The organism is Propionivibrio pelophilus DSM 12018, from assembly GCF_059569095.1.
In genome coordinates this window covers 1-16,814 of sequence record NZ_JCANUT010000072.1, presented here as the reverse complement: position 1 = coordinate 16,814, position 16,814 = coordinate 1, and the positions used below count along the sequence as shown (strand labels likewise).

The window sequence follows — 16,814 nt, the reverse complement described above, 5'->3', positions numbered from 1 at the left end:
AGCTTGACCGTGTGTCCCAACTGGCTCAGTTCGCGCGCCCAGTAATGGGCGCTGGCGCACGCTTCCATGCCAATCAGGCAGGGCGCTTGCCCGGCAAAATAGCTGCGCACTTGCCGGCGCGAGAGCGTTCGCTTGACCTGCACCGCTTCGTGCCGATCCACGCCATGCACCTGAAATACTTGCTTTGCCAAATCCACTCCAACGCGCGTAAGGTTCATCTTGGACTCCTTCCTTCGTTTGACTGGTTGGTGACAACTCCAGTCTGGCACATCGATGCCGGTGGAAGGGAGGAGTCCATCCCATTGGCCTTCGCCGGAATGACGGGGTGCTGTTTGTTCGGTGCGACGATCATGCTTCTTCCTCCTCGACGCGCACGATGAATTCCCCGTCGAAATCGCAGGCCAGCACTGTCAGTTTGTACGCGCCGGGATAGCAGGCTTTCAGGCTGCGGATGGCCTTTTTTGCCAGCGCCCGGTGGAAGTCGACGGACAGTCCGAGCGCGGCCAGCCGTTCGGCGGCGAAGCGCGCAGTTTCTGCGTTGCGGATTTGCTCGACGAGGTTGGGTGCGGCCCCCACTTCGTGCGCGCAACCGGCGAGCAGATCGCGGTCGATGGCGGCCTTCCAGGCATGGGTGACGGCCAACCCTTGCCCCATCTTGGTCAGCTTGCCGGCCATCGCGCCAATGTAAACGCGGGCCATTTTGCGTTTGATCGCCGTCTGGAAAGCGGCTTTCACAAAATCGCCCATCTGCACGAAGCAGGCCTCGTCGAGGTCAGGCAGCTGGCGCATGGCAAACTTTTCGCTGCGGCCGCCGGTGGTGAAGACGATCGAGGTTTGCCCCTGGTTGGCGGCGACGTCGACGGCCTGCACGACGCTGGCGCGGAAGGCTGCCGTCGAATACGGGCGGACGATGCCGGTGGTACCGAGGATCGAGATGCCGCCGAGGATGCCGAGACGGGCGTTGAGCGTCTTCTTCGCCATTTCCGCGCCGCCGGGGACGGAAATCGTGATCTCCAGCCCGTCGTGGTCCAGCAGTTCACCGGCGACGGCACGCGCGTTGTCGACAATGTTGCGCCGCGGCACCGGGTTGATCGCCGGGCCGCCGACCTCCAGCCCGAGACCCTCCTTGGTGACCGTGCCGACGCCTTCGCCGCCCTTGAGCATGATCTGGCCGGCGGCGCCGGGCAGACGGCGCACCTCGGCGGTCAGGTGCGCCCCATTGGTCGCGTCCGGATCGTCGCCGGCGTCCTTGACGATGACGGCACGGGCTGAGTTGGGATATTCCGCGTCAGCGACGTGGCCTTCAAGAACGGCAAAAGTGACGTCCTGTCCGTTCGGCAGGCGGCTGACGACCGTAGCCGGCACCTCGCCGGTCAGCAAGCCGAGCGTCGCCGCACGGGCGGCGGCGGCAGCGTTGGCGCCGGTGGTGAATCCGCTGCGATGGCCGCGCTTGCGCTTGCCGTCACCCTTGCGGATTTTCTCGGGGGCGTCGCTCATCTCACCGTTTCTGTTCGGCTTCGGCGAGGGCCAGCAGCGCGTGGATCGCCGCGACGACCAGCGTCGAGCCGCCCTTGCGACCCTTGATGGTGACCCACGGCACTTCGTCGACGGTCATCAGCAGGTCCTTCGATTCGGCGGCCGAAACGAAGCCGACCGGCATGCCGACGACCAGCGCCGGGCGCACGCCGTCCTCGCGGATCAGACGGATGATTTCGAGCAGCGCCGTCGGCGCGTTGCCGATGCCGACGATGGCGCCGTCGAGGTGGCCGAGGCGGTGCGCCTTGCGCATCGCCTGCACGGCGCGCGTGGTGTCGTTAACGTGCGCCAGTTCGATCACGTCCGGGTCGGAAATGTAGTGGTGCGTGCTCATGCCGAAGTGCTTCATGCGCGGCTTCGACAGGCCGACACAGATCATCTCGACGTCGGCGACGACCGGCGTGTCGAGTTTGAGCACGGCCTTCAGGCCGGCCTGCATCGCGTCCGGGTGGAAAGCGGTGAGCCCGTTGAAGTCGAAGTCGGCATTGGCGTGGATCATCCGCCGCACCAGCGGCCATTGCTCGGCGGTGTAGGCGTCGTGCGGACCGGCCTCGGCGTCGATGATCGAGAACGAGTCGTGCTCGATGGCACGCCCGGCGGCGGTGATCTGTTCGGTGACGGTGTTGGTGGTCATGGCGTGGTCGGCGTAGTAGGCGTGGCCTTGCGGAAACGGTGGGTGAATTCGGGGTCGTAGAGCTTGGAGCGCACCAGCGATTCCCAGTTCGCGGCGCCGAGCGTCGGGCTGGCGACGATCATCGCCTGGCTGCCGATCTTCTCGGCCTGGCACTTCTGCTTGATGTCGGCGAGCGTGCCGCGCACGATCTTTTCCTGCCCCGGCCAGCTGGCTTTCTGCACGACGAGGATCGGCGCGTCGTCCTTCCAGCCGGCGGCGCGCAGGGCACTCTGGACTTCATGCAGCAGGGTGATCGACAGGTAGATGCACAAGGTGCAATGGTGCGATGCCAGCGATGCAAGGTCTTCGCCCTCGGGCATCGGCGTGCGCCCGGCGGTGCGGGTGAGAATGACGGTCTGGGTGACTTCCGGCAGCGTCAGCGTTTCGCCGGCTGCGGCCATCGAGGCCATCGCAGAGGAAACGCCGGGCACCACGGCCCACTCGACGCCGGCGGCGGTGAGCGGGCGGGTCATTTCGATCAGCGCGCCGTAGAGGCCGGGGTCGCCGGTCTGCAGGCGGATGACGGTTTCGTGGCGGCTGGCCTGGTCGAGCAGCCAGGCGACCATTTCTTCGAGCGTCATGTCCTTCGAGTCGCGGATCTCGCAGCCTGCCGGCGCGTAGCGCGTGGCCGCCTGGTCGACCAGCGAACCGGCGTAAAGGATCGCGCCGGCCTGTTCGATCAGCGTGCGGCCCTTGACGGTGATCAGGTCGGGGTCGCCGGGACCGGCGCCGACAAACCAGATTTTTCCGGACATCAGTCGATTCTCCCAGGGTGAGTTGCGGTCATTGGAAATCCTTTTCGGAGGCGTTCAGTTGTGAAATCAGCTCGCTCATCGCACGCGGCTGGCTGTCGGCCGGAAGCAGTTTCCGGGCGACGAGCAGACGGTGCAGTTCGACGAGGCCGGGCATCGGCAGGCGGGCGGCGGCGAGCGCCTCGGCGTGCTCGGGCAGGGCGGTGGCGGCGAAGGCGGCGGTGCAGCGGCCGCCGGCCATCAGGTGGATGCGGTCGGCCCAGCGATAGGCGAAATCGATGTCGTGCGTGGCGAGCAGCAGGGTGATGCCTTGCGCATGCAGGCCGTCGAGGACGGCGAGCAATTCGGTGCGCATGGCGTGGTCGAGGCCGGCCATCGGCTCGTCGAGGATCAGCAGGCGCGGTTGCATGGCCAGCACGCCGGCGATGCAGACGCGTTTCTTCTGGCCGAAGGAGAGGTTGTGCACCGGCCGGTCGGCGAACTGCGTCATGCTCACGGCGTCGAGCGCCTGCTCGACGCGATCACGCACCGTGGTCATGTCCAGTCCGAGGTTGAGCGGGCCGAAGGAGACGTCCTCGCGCACGCTGGCCGAGAACAGTTGCTGGTCGGGGTTCTGGAAGACGAGGCCGACTTCGCTGCGCAGGGCGCGCAGGCCGGCGCGGCTGTGGTCGACCGGCTGGCCGGCGTAGCGAACGACACCTTGCTGAGGCTTCAGCAGGCCGTTGGCGTGCTGGAACAGCGTCGTCTTGCCGGCGCCGTTGGCGCCGATCAGGGCGTTGCGGCTGCCGCGCGCGATGCTCAACGAGCAGCCGGCGAGGCCGGCGTTGCCGTCCTGGTAGCGGAAGGCGACGTCGTCGAATTCGAGCAAAACGTCTGTCGTCATCGCATTACCATGGCAAAGAGGATCAGCAGCGCGGCGCCGACAGCGGCCAGCACGATGTCGCGCCCGCTGTTGGGGTATTCCGGCTCGAGGAAGCGAAACGCGCCGTCGTTGTTGCGCGACTGGGCGGCGACGTTCAGATCGTGCGCGCGTTGCCAGATCTGCAGCGTCAGGTTGGCGGTCAGGCTGCCCAGCGAGCGCAGCGTCAGCGCCGGCGTCGCGTAGCCGAGGCGGGCCGCCTGCGCCGTGCGCGTGTCGTGCAGCGCTTCGGAAAAGACGAACAGCATGCGGTAGCAGAGGACCATGATTTCGAGCAGCACCTCCGGCATCTTCACCCGGCGCAGCAGGGCGATCAGGTCGACCAGCGGGGTGGTCAGCGCGAGGAACAGCAGCGCGGTCAGCGCGGCGCAGGAGCGGGCGGCGAGCTGCAGGATCGGCGTCCAGCCGGCCGGCAGCCAGCGTACCGTGAAGCCGCTGCTGTCGGGCGCGAAGTCGAGCGAATACGCCAGTGTCAGGCAGCCGAGCAGCAGGAAACCGAGCGGCGGCAGCGCGACGCGGAGGAAGTGGGCGGCCGGTACGCCGGCGCCGATGATGGCGGTGAGTACGATGAGCAGCGCGACGAAGGCAGCGGCCGCCGGGCGCGTCGCGGCAAACGCAGCGATCAGCGCACCCAGCGCGAACAGCCCCTTCGCCGCCGGCGTGACACGACGCCAGCGGTTGCCGTAGGCGCATTGCTCGATCAGCATCGGTCGGTCGTTCGCGGCGAGGCGCCACACGAAAGGCGCTGGGCTGGAATCTGATGACTGACGACGCGCATGAACTTCCCTGACAGTAACGACGGACAAACAACGATGCAGGGATTCGGTGGGATCAGCTCGGAAGACCGGCCGTCAAAAGGCGGAGTGCTGCTGCGGAAAAATGCAGCTGCGAGCCAGGCGGCGAATCTACAGGACCGTTCCCCTCACCCCGAGGATTGGCACCACATGCGTTTCGGGCCGGTCTTCTGACTCGCCTTCGTCCTCCTCCGGCGCCTTCCCATGCGAAAAATGTCGCACAGTGGCGTGTTGCCGGAATCGTCTGGCCTACAGCAGCGGGGGGCTGTGCCGGAATGGCCGCACGATGAAAAGTGCGCGGCGTCACCGGCTTCCCGTTTCACCGCGTCCGACGGGTATCGGGCGCGGAACCTGAAACGCGCGGAAGTATACGCTAATCGCGAACGCTGCGGCGTCTCCGCGGCTGTCGGATATCCGCAGTCGCGGTCTCTTCTTCGTAGAGGTGTTCTGCCCACTCGCCCCAGACGGCCCAGGCCACGGCGAGGACGATCGGGCCGGCGAACAGTCCGACCAGGCCGAAGGCCAGGATGCCGCCGAGCACGCCGAACAGCACCAGCAGGAAAGGGATGTCGCTGACGCTGCTGATGAAGAACGGGCGCAGGACGTTGTCGATCTGGCTGACCACGGCGGCGCCCCAGATCCACACGCCGATGGCCGCGCCGGTTTCGCCCTGGGCGAGCAGGATGGCCCCGGAGGCCCCCCAGGCGAACGGTGTGCCGAAGGGGATCAACGCGAACAGGGCGGTCATCAGCCCCAGGGTGACCGGCGAGGCCAGACCGGCCACCCAGTAGCCGGCGCCGGCGGCCATGCCCTGCACCAGGGCGGTGAGCAGGATGCCGTACACCACCGCGCGCGTCGTCGAGGCCGCGGCGGCGAGGTAATCGTGCGTGCGCTTGCCGATGAAGCGCGCCATGACGTGGCTCAACTCGTGGATGATCCGTGCCCCGTCGCGGTAGAAGAAGAACAGGATGGTCAGTACCAGGACCAGCCGGATCAGGGTTCGTCCGAGGCCGCCGGCGAGGATCGCCGCCTGCGAGAAGTGGCTGGACAGCCAGCCCCTGACGGCGTGGGCCACGCCCTGCGGGTCGCCGAGCAGTTGCAGGCGCTGTTGTGCCAGCCAGTCGCCGAGCCACGGCATGTCGCGGAGAAAGGCGGGGATGTCCGGCGGACTGGTCATGAACGCGCGCACGCCGTTGTAGACGGTGACGACCTCCTGTTGCGCCAGCCAGGCCAGCCACAGCAAGGGGGCGAACAGCGTGATGGCGGCGATCGCCGTGGCCACCCCGGCCGCCAGCGTGTCGCGTCCGCCGCATCTCCGGCGCAGCTTGTCGGCCAGCGGCCAGGTGGCGTAGGCGAGGATGCAGGCCCAGGCGATCAGCCCGATGAACGGGCGCATGACGATGAAGACCAGGATGGCCAGGCCGCAGAAACCGAGCCAGGGTGCGATGCGACGATTGATGGGCGAGGAGAAGGGCATGCGTGAAGCGGAGGTGGCTGAGAGCGGTTAGCGGGAGGCCGTAGGATACGCTTTCGCCGGTTCCGGTGCATCCGCCCGCGTGGCCAGGGGGAGGGCGCCGCCGGATTAAGCCCCGCTTAAGCAAAGACGGCTAGACTGTCCGTTTTCGTGCGGAGTCCTGCCGATGCCGTCCTGTCCGTTTCGCGCCAGAGTGCATGCCTTCCTGCTGCTGAGCTGGATATCCGTCGTCATCCACGTCTGCACGTTTACCTCCGCCGCCCAGTACGCCACGCCCGGCCTCGCTGCCTGGACCTTGGCGGCGACGGTCAGCTACGGCCTTCTCTACCTGGTGCCAGCGTTGCTGCTCGGGGTGATGGCCGTACGCGCAGTGGCGCGCTGGCCGCAGGCGCGATGGCTGCCCCGGTTCGGCGGCGGCGTGATGATCGGTGCGACGGGGCTGACCCAGGTCCTGCTCTTTGCCGACGGCGTGATCTTCCGGATGTACGGCTTCCACATCAACGGCTTCGTCGTCGATCTGGTGCTGACGCCCGGCGGCATCGAGTCGCTCGGGGCGAGTCTGTCCACCCAGCTGACGGCTGCGGCGATCGTCGTCGCGTTGCTCGGCTGGCAGGCACTGCTGTATTACGGGATCGCGCCGCGCGCCGATCGCCTGTCCGGTTTTCTCTGCCGGTTGCGCTGGCGCTGGCTGCTGCCGGTCGTGTTCGCGCTGATGCTCGGCGAGCGCGTGGCCTACGCCTACAGCAGCGCCGCCAACTATCGCCCGATCCTGTTCGCCAGCGGCCACTATCCGTTCTATTTGCCGCTCACCGCGCGCAAGGTGGCGAAACGGATCGGGATAAAGGAACAGTCGGCACCGGACGAAGGCATCGCGGTCAGCGAAGGGAAACTGAACTATCCGCAGGCGCCGCTGGTTGTCGAGCCGCCGGCGCGTCTGCCGAACATCGTCTGGCTGGTCGCCGAGTCGCTGCGCTTCGACATGCTCGATACCCGAATCATGCCGAACACCTGGGCGTTCTCGCAGCAGGCGCTGCGCCTGGAAAAACACTTCAGCGGCGGCAACCTCACCCAGATGGGCGTCTTCTCGATGTTCTACGGCCTGTACAGCCCGTACTGGTTTTCTATGCTCGACCATCGACGGGCCCCGGTGCTGATCGACGTCCTGCAGCAGCAACACTACCAGTTCGGTTTGTACACCAGTCAGCGCTTCACCTTCCCGGCGTTCGACAAGACGGTTTTCGTGAACATCCCGAAAGCCGACCTGCACGAGCGCTCCGGTGGCGCCGAGCCCTGGCTGCGCGATCGCCAGAATATCGACGACATGCTCGGCTTCATCGACCGGCGCGATCCGTCGCGGCCGTTCATGACCTACATGTTCTTCGAGTCGACGCACGCGAATTATTCCTTCCCCGCCGAGACAGTGCTCGCCGAGCCGTACCTCAACGATCTGAACTACCTGACCGCCGATTTCGCCGCCGACATCGGCAAGATCAAGAACCGCTACATCAACGCGGCGCACCACGTCGACCAGCAGATCGGGCGGGTTGTCGACCACCTGCGCGAGAAGAGCCTGCTCGACAACACGATCGTCATCGTCCTCGGCGATCACGGCGAGGAATTCATGGAGCGTTCGCGCTGGGGGCACAGCGCCGAGTTCAACCGCTTCCAGACCAGCACGCCCGCCGTCGTTTATGTCCCCGGCGCCAAGCCGCGCGTCGTAACGGGAATTACCAGCCATCTCGACATCCCGGCTACTCTCTTGCCGCTGCTCGGTGTGCGCAACCCACCGTCCGACTACTCGGTCGGCCAGAGTCTGCTGGACCCGGCCTACCGCCGCGACTATGCTGTCGCCGGCGACTGGAATCGCATTGCCTACATCGGCAACGAGCTGAAGATCTCGTTTCCGGTGAACGCTACAGGCGCGGTAAAGAACGAGATGACCGATGGCGACGACCGGCCGCTCGATGACAGTGTGGCAGCGAAGGCGAAAGTGAAGATGACGCCGGCGCTGGCGGAGATTCTGGGCGGGCTTTCCCGATTCACCCGAAAGACAGCTGACCTGGTAAACAACAAGTAACAGGGAGACCACGATGACTCAGAAAAACGATTTGCCCCATTACGCATTCTCGGAGAAATACGGCGCGACGCACGCCAAGGCCTATTTCGAGAAGCATCAGGACGGCCCCTTGCGCCGCTTGTCGAACTGGCGCGAGCACGCAATGGCGCGCAAGGCGCTGGCAATGGCCGGGCGGCCGCGCTCGGTAGTCGACCTGCCGTGCGGCACCGGGCGCTTCTGGGCGTTGCTGGCGGAGGAGAAGGAACGCGTCATCCACGTGGCCGACAACAGCCAGGACATGATCGATGTCGGCATGGCCCACCGCCCGAAGGAAATCACCCGCCGGATCAAGTCGGCCACCTGCTGTTCGGCATTCGCCACCGGATTCCCGGATAACTTTGTCGACAGCGTTTTCTGTTTCCGCCTGCTGCATCACATCGGCAAGCGCGAAGACCGGGTGAACATGCTCAAGGAGTTCGCGCGCATCAGCTCGGGCACGGTGATCGTCTCGCTGTGGGTCGACGGCAACTACCGCGGCTGGCGCGAGCAGCGGCGCCTGCGGCGCAAGGAACTCGAGAGCGGCATCCTCGAACACAATCGCTACGTCATCCGCCGGCAGGATATCGAGGCCGAGTTCGCCGAAGCGGGACTGCGCCAGATCGGCCATATCGACTTCATCCCGATCTGGGACAAATGGCGCGTCTACGTGCTCAAATCAAAGTGAACACGGCCGCTTAAGACCTGCTTAAGGCAAGGTCGCGATACTGCGCTCCATCGATGACTCCGATGGAGCAAACATGCCACTTGCCACCAATCTTTTGCTGGACACCGCTGCCACGCGTGCCGTCGCTGGCCCTGTCAGCGCCGTGCAGGTCGATGTCGATTCGCCGCGTCGCGACGAGGCAGAGCGGTTCATTCAGTCCGTTTTTCTGCGCCATCATGCGGCCCGCGTGACTTCCTTCGCGCCGGAGCTGCTGTTGATCGAGGCGCCGGAGCAGGTGCTCGCCGCCGCCGGCTGGCGCGGTGCGGGCGAGCAGCCGCTGTTTCTCGAGCGTTATCTCGACGATCCGGTGGAAGTGCTGCTGGCGCGGCTGACCGGCCAGCCGCTCTCGCGTGAGCGCGTCGTCGAAGTGGGGCATCTGGCCTCGGAAAAGCCCGGCGCCAGCCTGCACGTCATCGTCGCGCTGGCGCGCCATCTGGCGCAGTCGGGCTACGAATGGGTGGTGTTTACGGCGACCCGCGAGCTTGTCCGGTTGTTCACCCGGCTGGGGCTGCCGCTGCTAGCGCTGGCCAAGGCCGATCCGGCGCGTTTGGGCGACGCGGCGAAGGCGTGGGGGCGCTATTACGATACGCAGCCGGTCGTCGTCGCCGGGCGCATCCGCCAGGGGCTCGAGCGGGTGGGGGCGGGCGCATGAGTGCCGAGGTGCTTTTCTCCGCGCTGACAGCGCGTCATCCCGACAGCGTCGTCTTCCACGGTTCGTCGTTCGCCTGGCGAGCGCGGGATGTGGCCGACGAACTGGCCTCGCTCGCACAGCGCCTGGAGGGATCCCGCGTCCTGGCGATTCTGGCCGACAATTCGCCGGACTGGGCGATGGCCGATCTGGCGGCACTGCAGACGCGCACGCCGGCACTGCCGCTGCCGCTGTTCTTCACGGCGGCGCAGCTCACGCATGCGCTGGTGCAGACGGGCGCCGATACGGTGCTGACCGACCAGCCGGAACGCATCCTGGCGCTCGACCTCGGTTTTACCCTCGCAGAACAGCGGCGCGGGCTGACCTGGCTGCGCCGGCACGCCGCATCGGTCAACCTGCCGGCAGGAACCGCCAAGATTTCCTTCACCTCGGGCAGTACCGGTGCGCCGAAGGGCGTCTGTCTGTCGGCGGAGGGTTTGCTCGCGACAGCGCTGGCACTGAAGTCGCGACTCGCCGAATTACCCATCGAACGCCATCTCTGCGTTTTGCCGCTGGCGCTGCTGCTGGAGAACAGCGCCGGCATCTATGCGCCGCTGCTGCGCGGTGCAGAAGTGCACCTGCCGGGGCTGGCCGATATTGGCTGGCAGGGGATGAGCGGCTTCGATCCACGCCTGCTGCAACAGCGGGCGGAGGAAGTCGGCGCCAGCAGCGTCATTCTCGTGCCGGAACTGCTCAAGGCGTGGACGCTGCTGCTGGCGCGCGGTGGACTGCTCGCACCGGACAGCCTCAGTTTCGCGGCCGTCGGCGGCGCGCGCGTCGAGCCGGGGTCGCTGGCCGCCGCTCGCACACACGGGCTGCCGGCGTATCAGGGCTACGGTCTGACCGAGTGCGGCTCGGTAGTCAGCCTGAACGTGCCCGGCGACGACAAGGGAGGTGTGGGCCGGCCGTTGCCGCACGTGTCTGTGCGCATCGACGATGGCGAGGTTCGCGTCGCCACCCGTGCCTTTCTCGGCTATCTCGGCGACGCCTGGGAGAGCATCGATTCAGATTATGCGACCGGCGATCTCGGTCACTTCGATGCCGCCGGCCACCTGCATCTCTCCGGTCGGCGCAAGAATCTTCTGATCACCTCGTTCGGGCGCAACGTCTCGCCGGAATGGGTCGAGTCAGTGCTGCTCGCACAGCCCGAAATTGCCCAGGCCGTCGTTTACGGCGACGGCCGTCCGGCGCTGGCGGCGGTGCTCGTGCCGCTTGCCGGTGTTGACCACGAGCCGCTCGCCGACGCGGTGCGGCGGGCCAATGCCGCCCTGCCCGATTATGCGCGCCTCGCCGGCTGGGTCGAGGTCGAGCCCTTCACTCCCCAAAGCGGCACGCTGACCGGTAACGGCCGCCCCGTCCGCGCTGCCATTCGCCAACGCTACGCCGCCAGGCTGGCGTCGCTCTATGACCAACAGGCTCAACAGGAGACCTCCGATGTCCTTCTATGAACAACTCGCCGCAGCGACGGCCAGCGAACGCGACTATCTGCTTTCGTCGCCAATCATCACGAAATGCCTGCGCGGCGACGTGACGCGCGAGAGCTACCTCGCCTTCCTCGGTCAGGCCTTCCATCATGTGCGTCACACCACGCCGCTGCTGATGCTGCTGGGCGGGCGCCTGCCCGAGCGGCTGTCCTGGCTGCGCCGGGCAGTGGCCGAGTACATCGAGGAGGAAATCGGCCACGAGGAGTGGATTCTCAACGACATCACGGCGGCGGGTGGCGACGCCGAGGCCGTGCGCCGGAGCCCCCCCGAACTGCCCGCCGAGGTGATGGTGGCCTACGCCTACGATCTGGTTAACCGTGGCAACCCGGCCGGTTTCTTCGGCATGGTTTTCGTGCTCGAAGGAACCAGCGTGGCCATGGCGCTGAACGCCGCCGACAGGATTCAGCAGGCCCTGCACTTGCCCGACACGGCGTTTTCCTATCTGCGTTCGCACGGCACGCTGGATCAGGAGCACACCCGTCACCTGGCCGATCTGCTGGAAAAGATGACGCCGGACGATCAGCAGGAAGTGGTTCGTTGCGCCAAGGTCTTCTTCCGGCTCTACGCGGAAATCTTCCGTTCGCTGCCGCTCTGAGGAGGCTTGAATGAAACTCGAAAATGCCCGCATCCTGCTCACTGGCGCGGCCGGTGGCCTGGGGGCCGAACTGGCGAAACAGCTCCACGCCGCGGGCGCATCGCTGTTGCTCGTGGGGCGTGATGTGGCGAAGCTGGAGGCGTTGCGCGCCGCGCTCGGCCCGCGCAGCGCAGTGATCGCCGCCGACCTGACCCGTGCCGAGGGTGTCGCGCTGGTCGCGCGTGCCGCCCGCGACTTCAAGGTCAATGTGCTGATCAACAACGCCGGCGCCAGCGCCTTCGGCCTGCTCGAAAACCAGCCACGGACGAGCATCGAGCAGGTCCTGGCGACCTGCCTGGAAGCGCCGATCTGCCTGACGCAGGCGCTCTTGCCGTGGTTCAAGGCGCTGCCGGAGGCGGCCATCGTGAATGTCGGCTCGATGTTCGGCAGCCTGCCGTTTGCCGGCTTCACCACCTACTCCGCCGCCAAGGCCGGGCTGCGCGCCTTCTCGCAGGCGCTGCGCCGCGAGCTGGCTGATACGCGGGTGGCGGTGGTGCTCATCGCCCCGCGGGCGATCGACACGGCGATGAACGGCGCGGCCGTCACCGCGCTCAATCGCGCGTTGAAGAGCGAGAGCGACGCTCCAGGTGCGGTGGCCTGCGAGATCGTCGCGGCGCTGGTGCGCAACGCGCGCGAAGTGCATCTCGGCTTTCCCGAACGCTTCTTCGCCTGGCTCAACGGCTTTGCTCCCGGCCTGATCGATCGCGGGCTGGCCGGCAAGCTGCCGATCGTCAAGCGCCACGCGGCGCAACGCCAACTCATCTGAATTTGCCTGAAAGGAATCACCATGCGCTCACTCGTCAAAACGTTCCCGGGTCTTGTCCTGACCCTTCTGCTCTCCACCCCGCTGCTGGCCGCGACGCCTCACGAGGTGATCCGGCCGGTGCAGGACCAATGGGCCGAGATCAAGTACCGCGTGCCGGAAAAGCAGCAGGCCGATCGCTACGAGGCATTGGGGAAGAAATCGCGGCAACTCGTCGATGACAATCCGGGCATGGCCGAAGCGCTGGTCTGGGAAGGCATCGTGCTTTCCAGCGAAGCCGGCGCGCGCGGCGGCCTCGGCGCACTGTCGCTGGCCAAGGATGCGAAGCAGCGCTTCGAGGAGGCGTTGAAGATCAACGACAAGGTACTGCAGGGCTCGGCCTACACCAGCCTGGCGACGCTGTACGCCAAGGTGCCCGGATGGCCGATCGGCTTCGGCGACAAGGAGAAGGCGGAGAACTACTTCAAGAAGTCACTGGCGATCAATCCGGACGGGATTGACCCCAACTTCTTTTATGCGGAGTATCTGGCCGAGCGCGACCGCAACGCGGAAGCGCGCCAATTCCTGGAAAAGGCGTTGCAGGCCGCGCCGCGTCCCGGCCGCGAACTGGCGGACAAGGGCCGTCGCGAAGAGATCCGGGCGCTGCTCGAACGACTGAACAAAGAGGCGAACTGAGTGCGACTGTTGCTTGTCGAGGACGATGCCCTGCTGGGTGACGGCATCCATGCCGGCCTGAAACTGGCCGACCATGCGGTGGACTGGGTGCGTGATGGCGAGGCGGCGCATTTGGCGCTGCTCGACCATGAGTACGACGCCTGCGTTCTCGACCTCGGCTTGCCGAAGCGCGACGGACTTTCCGTCCTCAAGGCGTTGCGCGAACGCGGCAGCCGCCTGCCGGTGCTGGTGCTGACGGCGCGCGATGCCAGCATCGACAAGGTGGCCGGGCTCGACGCCGGCGCCGACGATTACCTGACCAAACCCTTCGATCTTCCTGAGTTGCTGGCCCGGCTGCGGGCGCTGGTCCGGCGCGCCGCGGGAGAGGCGCGGCCGACACTGGAACATGCCGGCGTCGTTCTTGATCCGGGGGCCCGGCAAGTGACCTTCAACGGCCAGCCCGTCGTGCTTTCAGCGCGCGAGTTCGCGCTGCTCGAGGATTTCCTGCGCCACAAGAACCATATCCGTACCCGCGCCCAGCTGGAGGAAGGGCTCTACGCCTGGGGCGAGGAAACCGGCAGCAACACCGTCGAGGTGTACGTCCACCACCTGCGCAAGAAGTTCGGCGCCGACTTCATCCGCACCGTGCGCGGCCTCGGCTACCAACTGGGGGACGGCGTTTGAACGGAGCCCTCAACAGCAGTCGCGTGCCGTCGCTGCGCTGGCGGCTCCTGCTTCTGGTTTCGATTTCCTCACTGGTCATTCTGGTTCTGGCGTCATCGATGAGTTACCGGCGTGCGCGCCACGAAGTGCAGGAACTCATGGACGACCAGCTGGCCAAGACGGCGCAGCTGGTGCTGGCGCAGGCGCAGGATGGCGACGGTCACCTGGCCGACCTGCCGGCACGGATCGCCGGCATCCGCGGGCTGAAGTCGCGGCGCAACCAGCTTACGCTCGAGTATCAGATCGCCAGGACGGACGGCGTCGTGCTGGCACGCTCGCCGAACGCACCCGCCGCGGCGGTGAGCGGGCCGCTCGGCTACGCCACGTTCGGCGCCGAGGGCGAGAGCTGGCGGACACTGACGCTCGAATCCGCCGACCGGACGATCCGCGTGCAGATCGCCGAGTCGATCCCCGTGCGCGACAAGGAGGCGCTGGAGATCGCGGTCAAGACCGCCAAGCCGCTGTGGCTGACCCTGCCGCTGTTGCTGCTGGCCATCTATTTTTCCGTGCGGCGCGGTCTCAAGCCGCTCGACGAACTGGCGTCCGAGGTCGCCACCCGCTCGCCGGACAATCTCTCGCCGCTGGCCGCGCGCGCCGTCCCGCGTGAAGCGCAGCCGCTGGTCGAGGCGATCAACCGGGTTTTTTATCGGCTCGACGGTGCGCTTGAAAGCGAACGCCGGTTCACCGCCGACGCGGCGCACGAACTGCGCACGCCGCTCGCTGCCGCGCGCATCCAGGCGCAGGTCGCGCAGATCGCGGAAAAGCCCGAGCCGCGGGCGCATGCGCTGGCGCAGACCGTCGCCGGTCTCGACCGGGCGACGCGCCTCGTCGAGCAGATGTTGCGCCTCGCCCGTCTCGATCCGCTGGGGCAGTTGCCGCAATCCCGGCCGGTCGGCCTCGTCGAACTGGCGCAACGCGTCGCCGCTGGCGTGCAGGATGCGATGCCGGGAGCTCGAATTCAGCTCTTGCTGGCGGACGATGTGCCGCCTGTAAACGGCGATCCTGACTTGTTGGAAGTGGCTTTGCGCAACTTGCTCGACAACGCCATCCGCTACTCGCCGGCCGGCAGCGAAGTGCGCGTGGTCGTGGAAAGCAGTGGTAGTGGGCGGATGCTGTCCGTGCAGGACAACGGCCCCGGCGTTCCCGCCGACGAATTACCGCGTCTGCTGGAGCGCTTCTACCGTGGTTCGTCGGTTTTCGCCGAGGGCAGCGGCCTTGGCCTGACCATCGTCGGCCGTATCGCCGAACTGCACGGCGCCCGCCTCGAGCTCGCCAACCGCGACGGCGGTGGCTTCGAAGTGCGCTTGCGCTGGCCGGGTTGATAGGCCGGCATTGCACCTTTCGGTAACCTCAGGACGACGGATGGTCGCAAGTTCTCAGTTGCTTACAGGAGAATCAGTCCTGCCCGCCTCAATGCGCTGCTAGTCTGCATGGATGCAGTCGATATCGCAGGCTTCTCCGTACGCTTCGCTGCGACACTCCGCGCAAAAGAAGAACAGGACGCTTTTGTCGGGGAATACAATTTTTCCGCGACGCGCCCTGTCAATCCGCCAAAAGCCTTCAGACCCATCCTGAAGTATCACCAGGCCTCCGGCGTAGCATCGGGACATCAGCAGGTCGTGGTTGTACTCGGTGTGAGTCGCCTTGCGCAACCTTGAAGAATTCCCGGACGTCCTTTTCCTCAAGGATGAAATCCGAACACGACTCGGGTGGCTCGTCCGAACTGACGTCATCTGCCCAAGCCGCGTTTTCCTGGATAAGGACGGTTTTTACAACCAGTCGCGTGTCAGCGATTCTCGCTTCTCTGGTCGCGCAAGCACTGAAGATCAAGCAGCTCAGTAGCAACGGGACAAAACGGAAGCGTCTTGCCATGATGCTGACTGCGCCTCTGTCTTGTTCTTGTAGGAGACGACCGGGGGCCTGTATATCTCGGCTAACGGGACGTTCAGTGTTTCTCGTATCTCGCTTACAAGCCACTTGAGCGACTCGGTTTGTGCCTCTGTCAGTGATTCGAAAACGTTTTCGCCGGATTTGTCATCGGTCGGCGGATAAGATCGTCCAACGATCTCGATTCCAATGGAATCGTCATTGGATGGGTAGCGGTCGGGCACACTCTTCGATTTTTCCCGCTTGTGTGTGCCTTGCGGGTCCCTTTTTTGAGCGAGCTTCAGTTCTGCTGGGGAACACGTCATTTCGGCGAGGCATCTGGAGCGCAATTTCCCGACGTGCCAGGTGCTTTTGTAAACTGAAGCGGTCTGATAGATCGTGCCGTCCTTGTCGATCAGGAAATGCGCCCCGTTGGACTTCGGGTTGCCATAACTGCTTAACGACGATTGTGCCGTCGAACTGTCTGTCTGATGCACGATGATGCCTTGTACCACGGGCATCTCCCCGCGCTGAAGCTGACGCTTTCATGGGGGAATTCGCCGCCGCCGTCCTGAACATAACTGGAGACGATGACTTGTTCCATGCGGATTTCCAGGTACTTCTGCTTGTCGCCACCAGCCCGGCACACCTCAATGACGATTTCCTTGATGTGCTTCCCGGTGCAGCAAGCCTCGAAAATCTTCGGGGATGCCGTCAATCTTCAGAAATGAGTCGAAGGCTATGCTGTAGATTCTCCGTGAGTACAAATGGGTATTTTTTTCGAGTCGCGAATAATACCATTGTTTTTTATCGGGTGAATGAACGGAGCTTGGCCAGATCTCGCGGTTTGCCGAACTTATGCTGGTCCGCTAAGGAAACGCTGAAATATTCGTCACCCCGGCGAAGGCCGGGGGGCCAGTTCGTTGAATTTTCTGGATTCCGTATATGGACTCCTCCCGTTTTGCAAGAGCGAGTTGAGATAGGGCAAATGGGTGCGACTGCGACCGTATATCCGACCTGTGTGTGGAACGAAGC

17 protein-coding genes, 1 pseudogene and 1 riboswitch are annotated in these 16,814 nt (G+C 65.4%); of the genes and pseudogenes, 9 read left to right on the top strand and 9 right to left on the bottom strand.

Features of this window, described 5'->3' with window-relative positions; genetic code table 11:
* The 7 genes and pseudogenes from BO74_RS19095 to BO74_RS19065 all read right to left on the bottom strand — a co-directional run.
* Nucleotides 1-218: pseudogene (locus BO74_RS19095) on the bottom strand (IS110 family transposase); the annotation flags it as partial.
* Between the two features lie 130 nt (nucleotides 219-348).
* The gene (locus tag BO74_RS19090; protein WP_496444685.1) at nucleotides 349-1,497 is read right to left on the bottom strand and encodes a cobalt-precorrin-5B (C(1))-methyltransferase; all 1,149 of its coding nucleotides are present in this window, start codon (nucleotides 1,495-1,497) and stop codon (nucleotides 349-351) included.
* 1 nt (nucleotide 1,498) lies between these two features.
* On the bottom strand, nucleotides 1,499-2,170 hold the full coding sequence (locus BO74_RS19085) for a precorrin-8X methylmutase (protein WP_496444683.1): 672 nt from the start codon (nucleotides 2,168-2,170) through the stop codon (nucleotides 1,499-1,501).
* Entirely contained in the window at nucleotides 2,167-2,964 is a 798-nt protein-coding gene (gene cobM, locus BO74_RS19080; protein ID WP_496444682.1) for a precorrin-4 C(11)-methyltransferase, read from the bottom strand. Before cobM ends, BO74_RS19085 begins: the two co-directional genes overlap by 4 nt.
* Before the next feature lie 28 nt (nucleotides 2,965-2,992).
* Nucleotides 2,993-3,844 (bottom strand): energy-coupling factor ABC transporter ATP-binding protein, encoded by an 852-nt coding sequence (locus BO74_RS19075; protein ID WP_496444680.1) that lies wholly within the window; start codon nucleotides 3,842-3,844, stop codon nucleotides 2,993-2,995.
* Nucleotides 3,841-4,587, bottom strand: coding sequence for a cobalt ECF transporter T component CbiQ (gene cbiQ / locus BO74_RS19070; protein ID WP_496444678.1), 747 nt, complete (start codon nucleotides 4,585-4,587; stop codon nucleotides 3,841-3,843). The genes BO74_RS19075 and cbiQ overlap by 4 nt, the downstream gene beginning before the upstream one ends.
* Before the next feature lie 230 nt (nucleotides 4,588-4,817).
* Nucleotides 4,818-5,044, bottom strand: a riboswitch (cobalamin riboswitch).
* 3 nt (nucleotides 5,045-5,047) lie between these two features.
* Nucleotides 5,048-6,151, bottom strand: a complete 1,104-nt coding sequence (locus tag BO74_RS19065) for an AI-2E family transporter (protein WP_496444676.1) — start codon at nucleotides 6,149-6,151, stop codon at nucleotides 5,048-5,050.
* 163 nt (nucleotides 6,152-6,314) lie between these two features.
* On the opposite strand from BO74_RS19065, the gene BO74_RS19060 reads away from it, so the two are divergent.
* The 9 genes from BO74_RS19060 (at nucleotide 6,315) to BO74_RS19020 (ending at nucleotide 15,235) form a co-directional block, all read left to right on the top strand.
* Nucleotides 6,315-8,225, top strand: coding sequence for a sulfatase-like hydrolase/transferase (locus BO74_RS19060; protein WP_496444674.1), 1,911 nt, complete (start codon nucleotides 6,315-6,317; stop codon nucleotides 8,223-8,225).
* Between the two features lie 13 nt (nucleotides 8,226-8,238).
* The gene (locus BO74_RS19055; protein WP_496444672.1) at nucleotides 8,239-8,928 is read left to right on the top strand and encodes a class I SAM-dependent methyltransferase; all 690 of its coding nucleotides are present in this window, start codon (nucleotides 8,239-8,241) and stop codon (nucleotides 8,926-8,928) included.
* 73 nt (nucleotides 8,929-9,001) lie between these two features.
* Nucleotides 9,002-9,619 (top strand): thermostable hemolysin, encoded by a 618-nt coding sequence (locus BO74_RS19050; protein WP_496444670.1) that lies wholly within the window; start codon nucleotides 9,002-9,004, stop codon nucleotides 9,617-9,619.
* Nucleotides 9,616-11,103, top strand: a complete 1,488-nt coding sequence (locus BO74_RS19045) for an AMP-binding protein (RefSeq protein ID WP_496444668.1) — start codon at nucleotides 9,616-9,618, stop codon at nucleotides 11,101-11,103. The genes BO74_RS19050 and BO74_RS19045 overlap by 4 nt, the downstream gene beginning before the upstream one ends.
* Nucleotides 11,090-11,734, top strand: a complete 645-nt coding sequence (locus BO74_RS19040) for an iron-containing redox enzyme family protein (protein ID WP_496444666.1) — start codon at nucleotides 11,090-11,092, stop codon at nucleotides 11,732-11,734. The genes BO74_RS19045 and BO74_RS19040 overlap by 14 nt, the downstream gene beginning before the upstream one ends.
* A 10-nt stretch (nucleotides 11,735-11,744) precedes the next feature.
* Entirely contained in the window at nucleotides 11,745-12,539 is a 795-nt protein-coding gene (locus BO74_RS19035; RefSeq protein WP_496444664.1) for an SDR family oxidoreductase, read from the top strand.
* Between the two features lie 21 nt (nucleotides 12,540-12,560).
* The gene (locus BO74_RS19030; protein ID WP_496444663.1) at nucleotides 12,561-13,211 is read left to right on the top strand and encodes a tetratricopeptide repeat protein; all 651 of its coding nucleotides are present in this window, start codon (nucleotides 12,561-12,563) and stop codon (nucleotides 13,209-13,211) included.
* Nucleotides 13,212-13,874 carry a response regulator gene (locus BO74_RS19025; RefSeq protein WP_496444661.1) on the top strand — a complete coding sequence of 221 codons (663 nt, stop codon included), beginning with the start codon at nucleotides 13,212-13,214 and terminating at the stop codon, nucleotides 13,872-13,874.
* Nucleotides 13,871-15,235, top strand: coding sequence for an ATP-binding protein (locus BO74_RS19020; protein WP_496444659.1), 1,365 nt, complete (start codon nucleotides 13,871-13,873; stop codon nucleotides 15,233-15,235). The genes BO74_RS19025 and BO74_RS19020 overlap by 4 nt, the downstream gene beginning before the upstream one ends.
* A 513-nt stretch (nucleotides 15,236-15,748) precedes the next feature.
* Here BO74_RS19020 and BO74_RS19015 read toward each other — a convergent pair.
* Complete coding sequence (locus tag BO74_RS19015; protein ID WP_496444657.1) at nucleotides 15,749-16,294, bottom strand: peptidoglycan recognition protein family protein; 546 nt, start codon at nucleotides 16,292-16,294, stop codon at nucleotides 15,749-15,751.
* Nucleotides 16,237-16,497, bottom strand: coding sequence for a type VI secretion system tube protein Hcp (locus BO74_RS19010; protein ID WP_496444655.1), 261 nt, complete (start codon nucleotides 16,495-16,497; stop codon nucleotides 16,237-16,239). The genes BO74_RS19015 and BO74_RS19010 overlap by 58 nt, the downstream gene beginning before the upstream one ends.
* Nucleotides 16,498-16,814: the final 317 nt, after the last annotated feature.

What these genes read in the sequence shown, in the direction of transcription:
- BO74_RS19090 (WP_496444685.1), bottom strand. Translation starts at nt 1,497, where the DNA reads ATGAGCGACGCCCCCGAGAAAATCCGCAAGGGTGACGGCAAGCGCAAG.
- BO74_RS19085 (WP_496444683.1), bottom strand. Translation starts at nt 2,170, where the DNA reads ATGACCACCAACACCGTCACCGAACAGATCACCGCCGCCGGGCGTGCC.
- cobM (WP_496444682.1), bottom strand. Translation starts at nt 2,964, where the DNA reads ATGTCCGGAAAAATCTGGTTTGTCGGCGCCGGTCCCGGCGACCCCGAC.
- BO74_RS19075 (WP_496444680.1), bottom strand. Translation starts at nt 3,844, where the DNA reads ATGACGACAGACGTTTTGCTCGAATTCGACGACGTCGCCTTCCGCTAC.
- cbiQ (WP_496444678.1), bottom strand. Translation starts at nt 4,587, where the DNA reads ATGCTGATCGAGCAATGCGCCTACGGCAACCGCTGGCGTCGTGTCACG.
- BO74_RS19065 (WP_496444676.1), bottom strand. Translation starts at nt 6,151, where the DNA reads ATGCCCTTCTCCTCGCCCATCAATCGTCGCATCGCACCCTGGCTCGGT.
- BO74_RS19060 (WP_496444674.1), top strand. Translation starts at nt 6,315, where the DNA reads ATGCCGTCCTGTCCGTTTCGCGCCAGAGTGCATGCCTTCCTGCTGCTG.
- BO74_RS19055 (WP_496444672.1), top strand. Translation starts at nt 8,239, where the DNA reads ATGACTCAGAAAAACGATTTGCCCCATTACGCATTCTCGGAGAAATAC.
- BO74_RS19050 (WP_496444670.1), top strand. Translation starts at nt 9,002, where the DNA reads ATGCCACTTGCCACCAATCTTTTGCTGGACACCGCTGCCACGCGTGCC.
- BO74_RS19045 (WP_496444668.1), top strand. Translation starts at nt 9,616, where the DNA reads ATGAGTGCCGAGGTGCTTTTCTCCGCGCTGACAGCGCGTCATCCCGAC.
- BO74_RS19040 (WP_496444666.1), top strand. Translation starts at nt 11,090, where the DNA reads ATGTCCTTCTATGAACAACTCGCCGCAGCGACGGCCAGCGAACGCGAC.
- BO74_RS19035 (WP_496444664.1), top strand. Translation starts at nt 11,745, where the DNA reads ATGAAACTCGAAAATGCCCGCATCCTGCTCACTGGCGCGGCCGGTGGC.
- BO74_RS19030 (WP_496444663.1), top strand. Translation starts at nt 12,561, where the DNA reads ATGCGCTCACTCGTCAAAACGTTCCCGGGTCTTGTCCTGACCCTTCTG.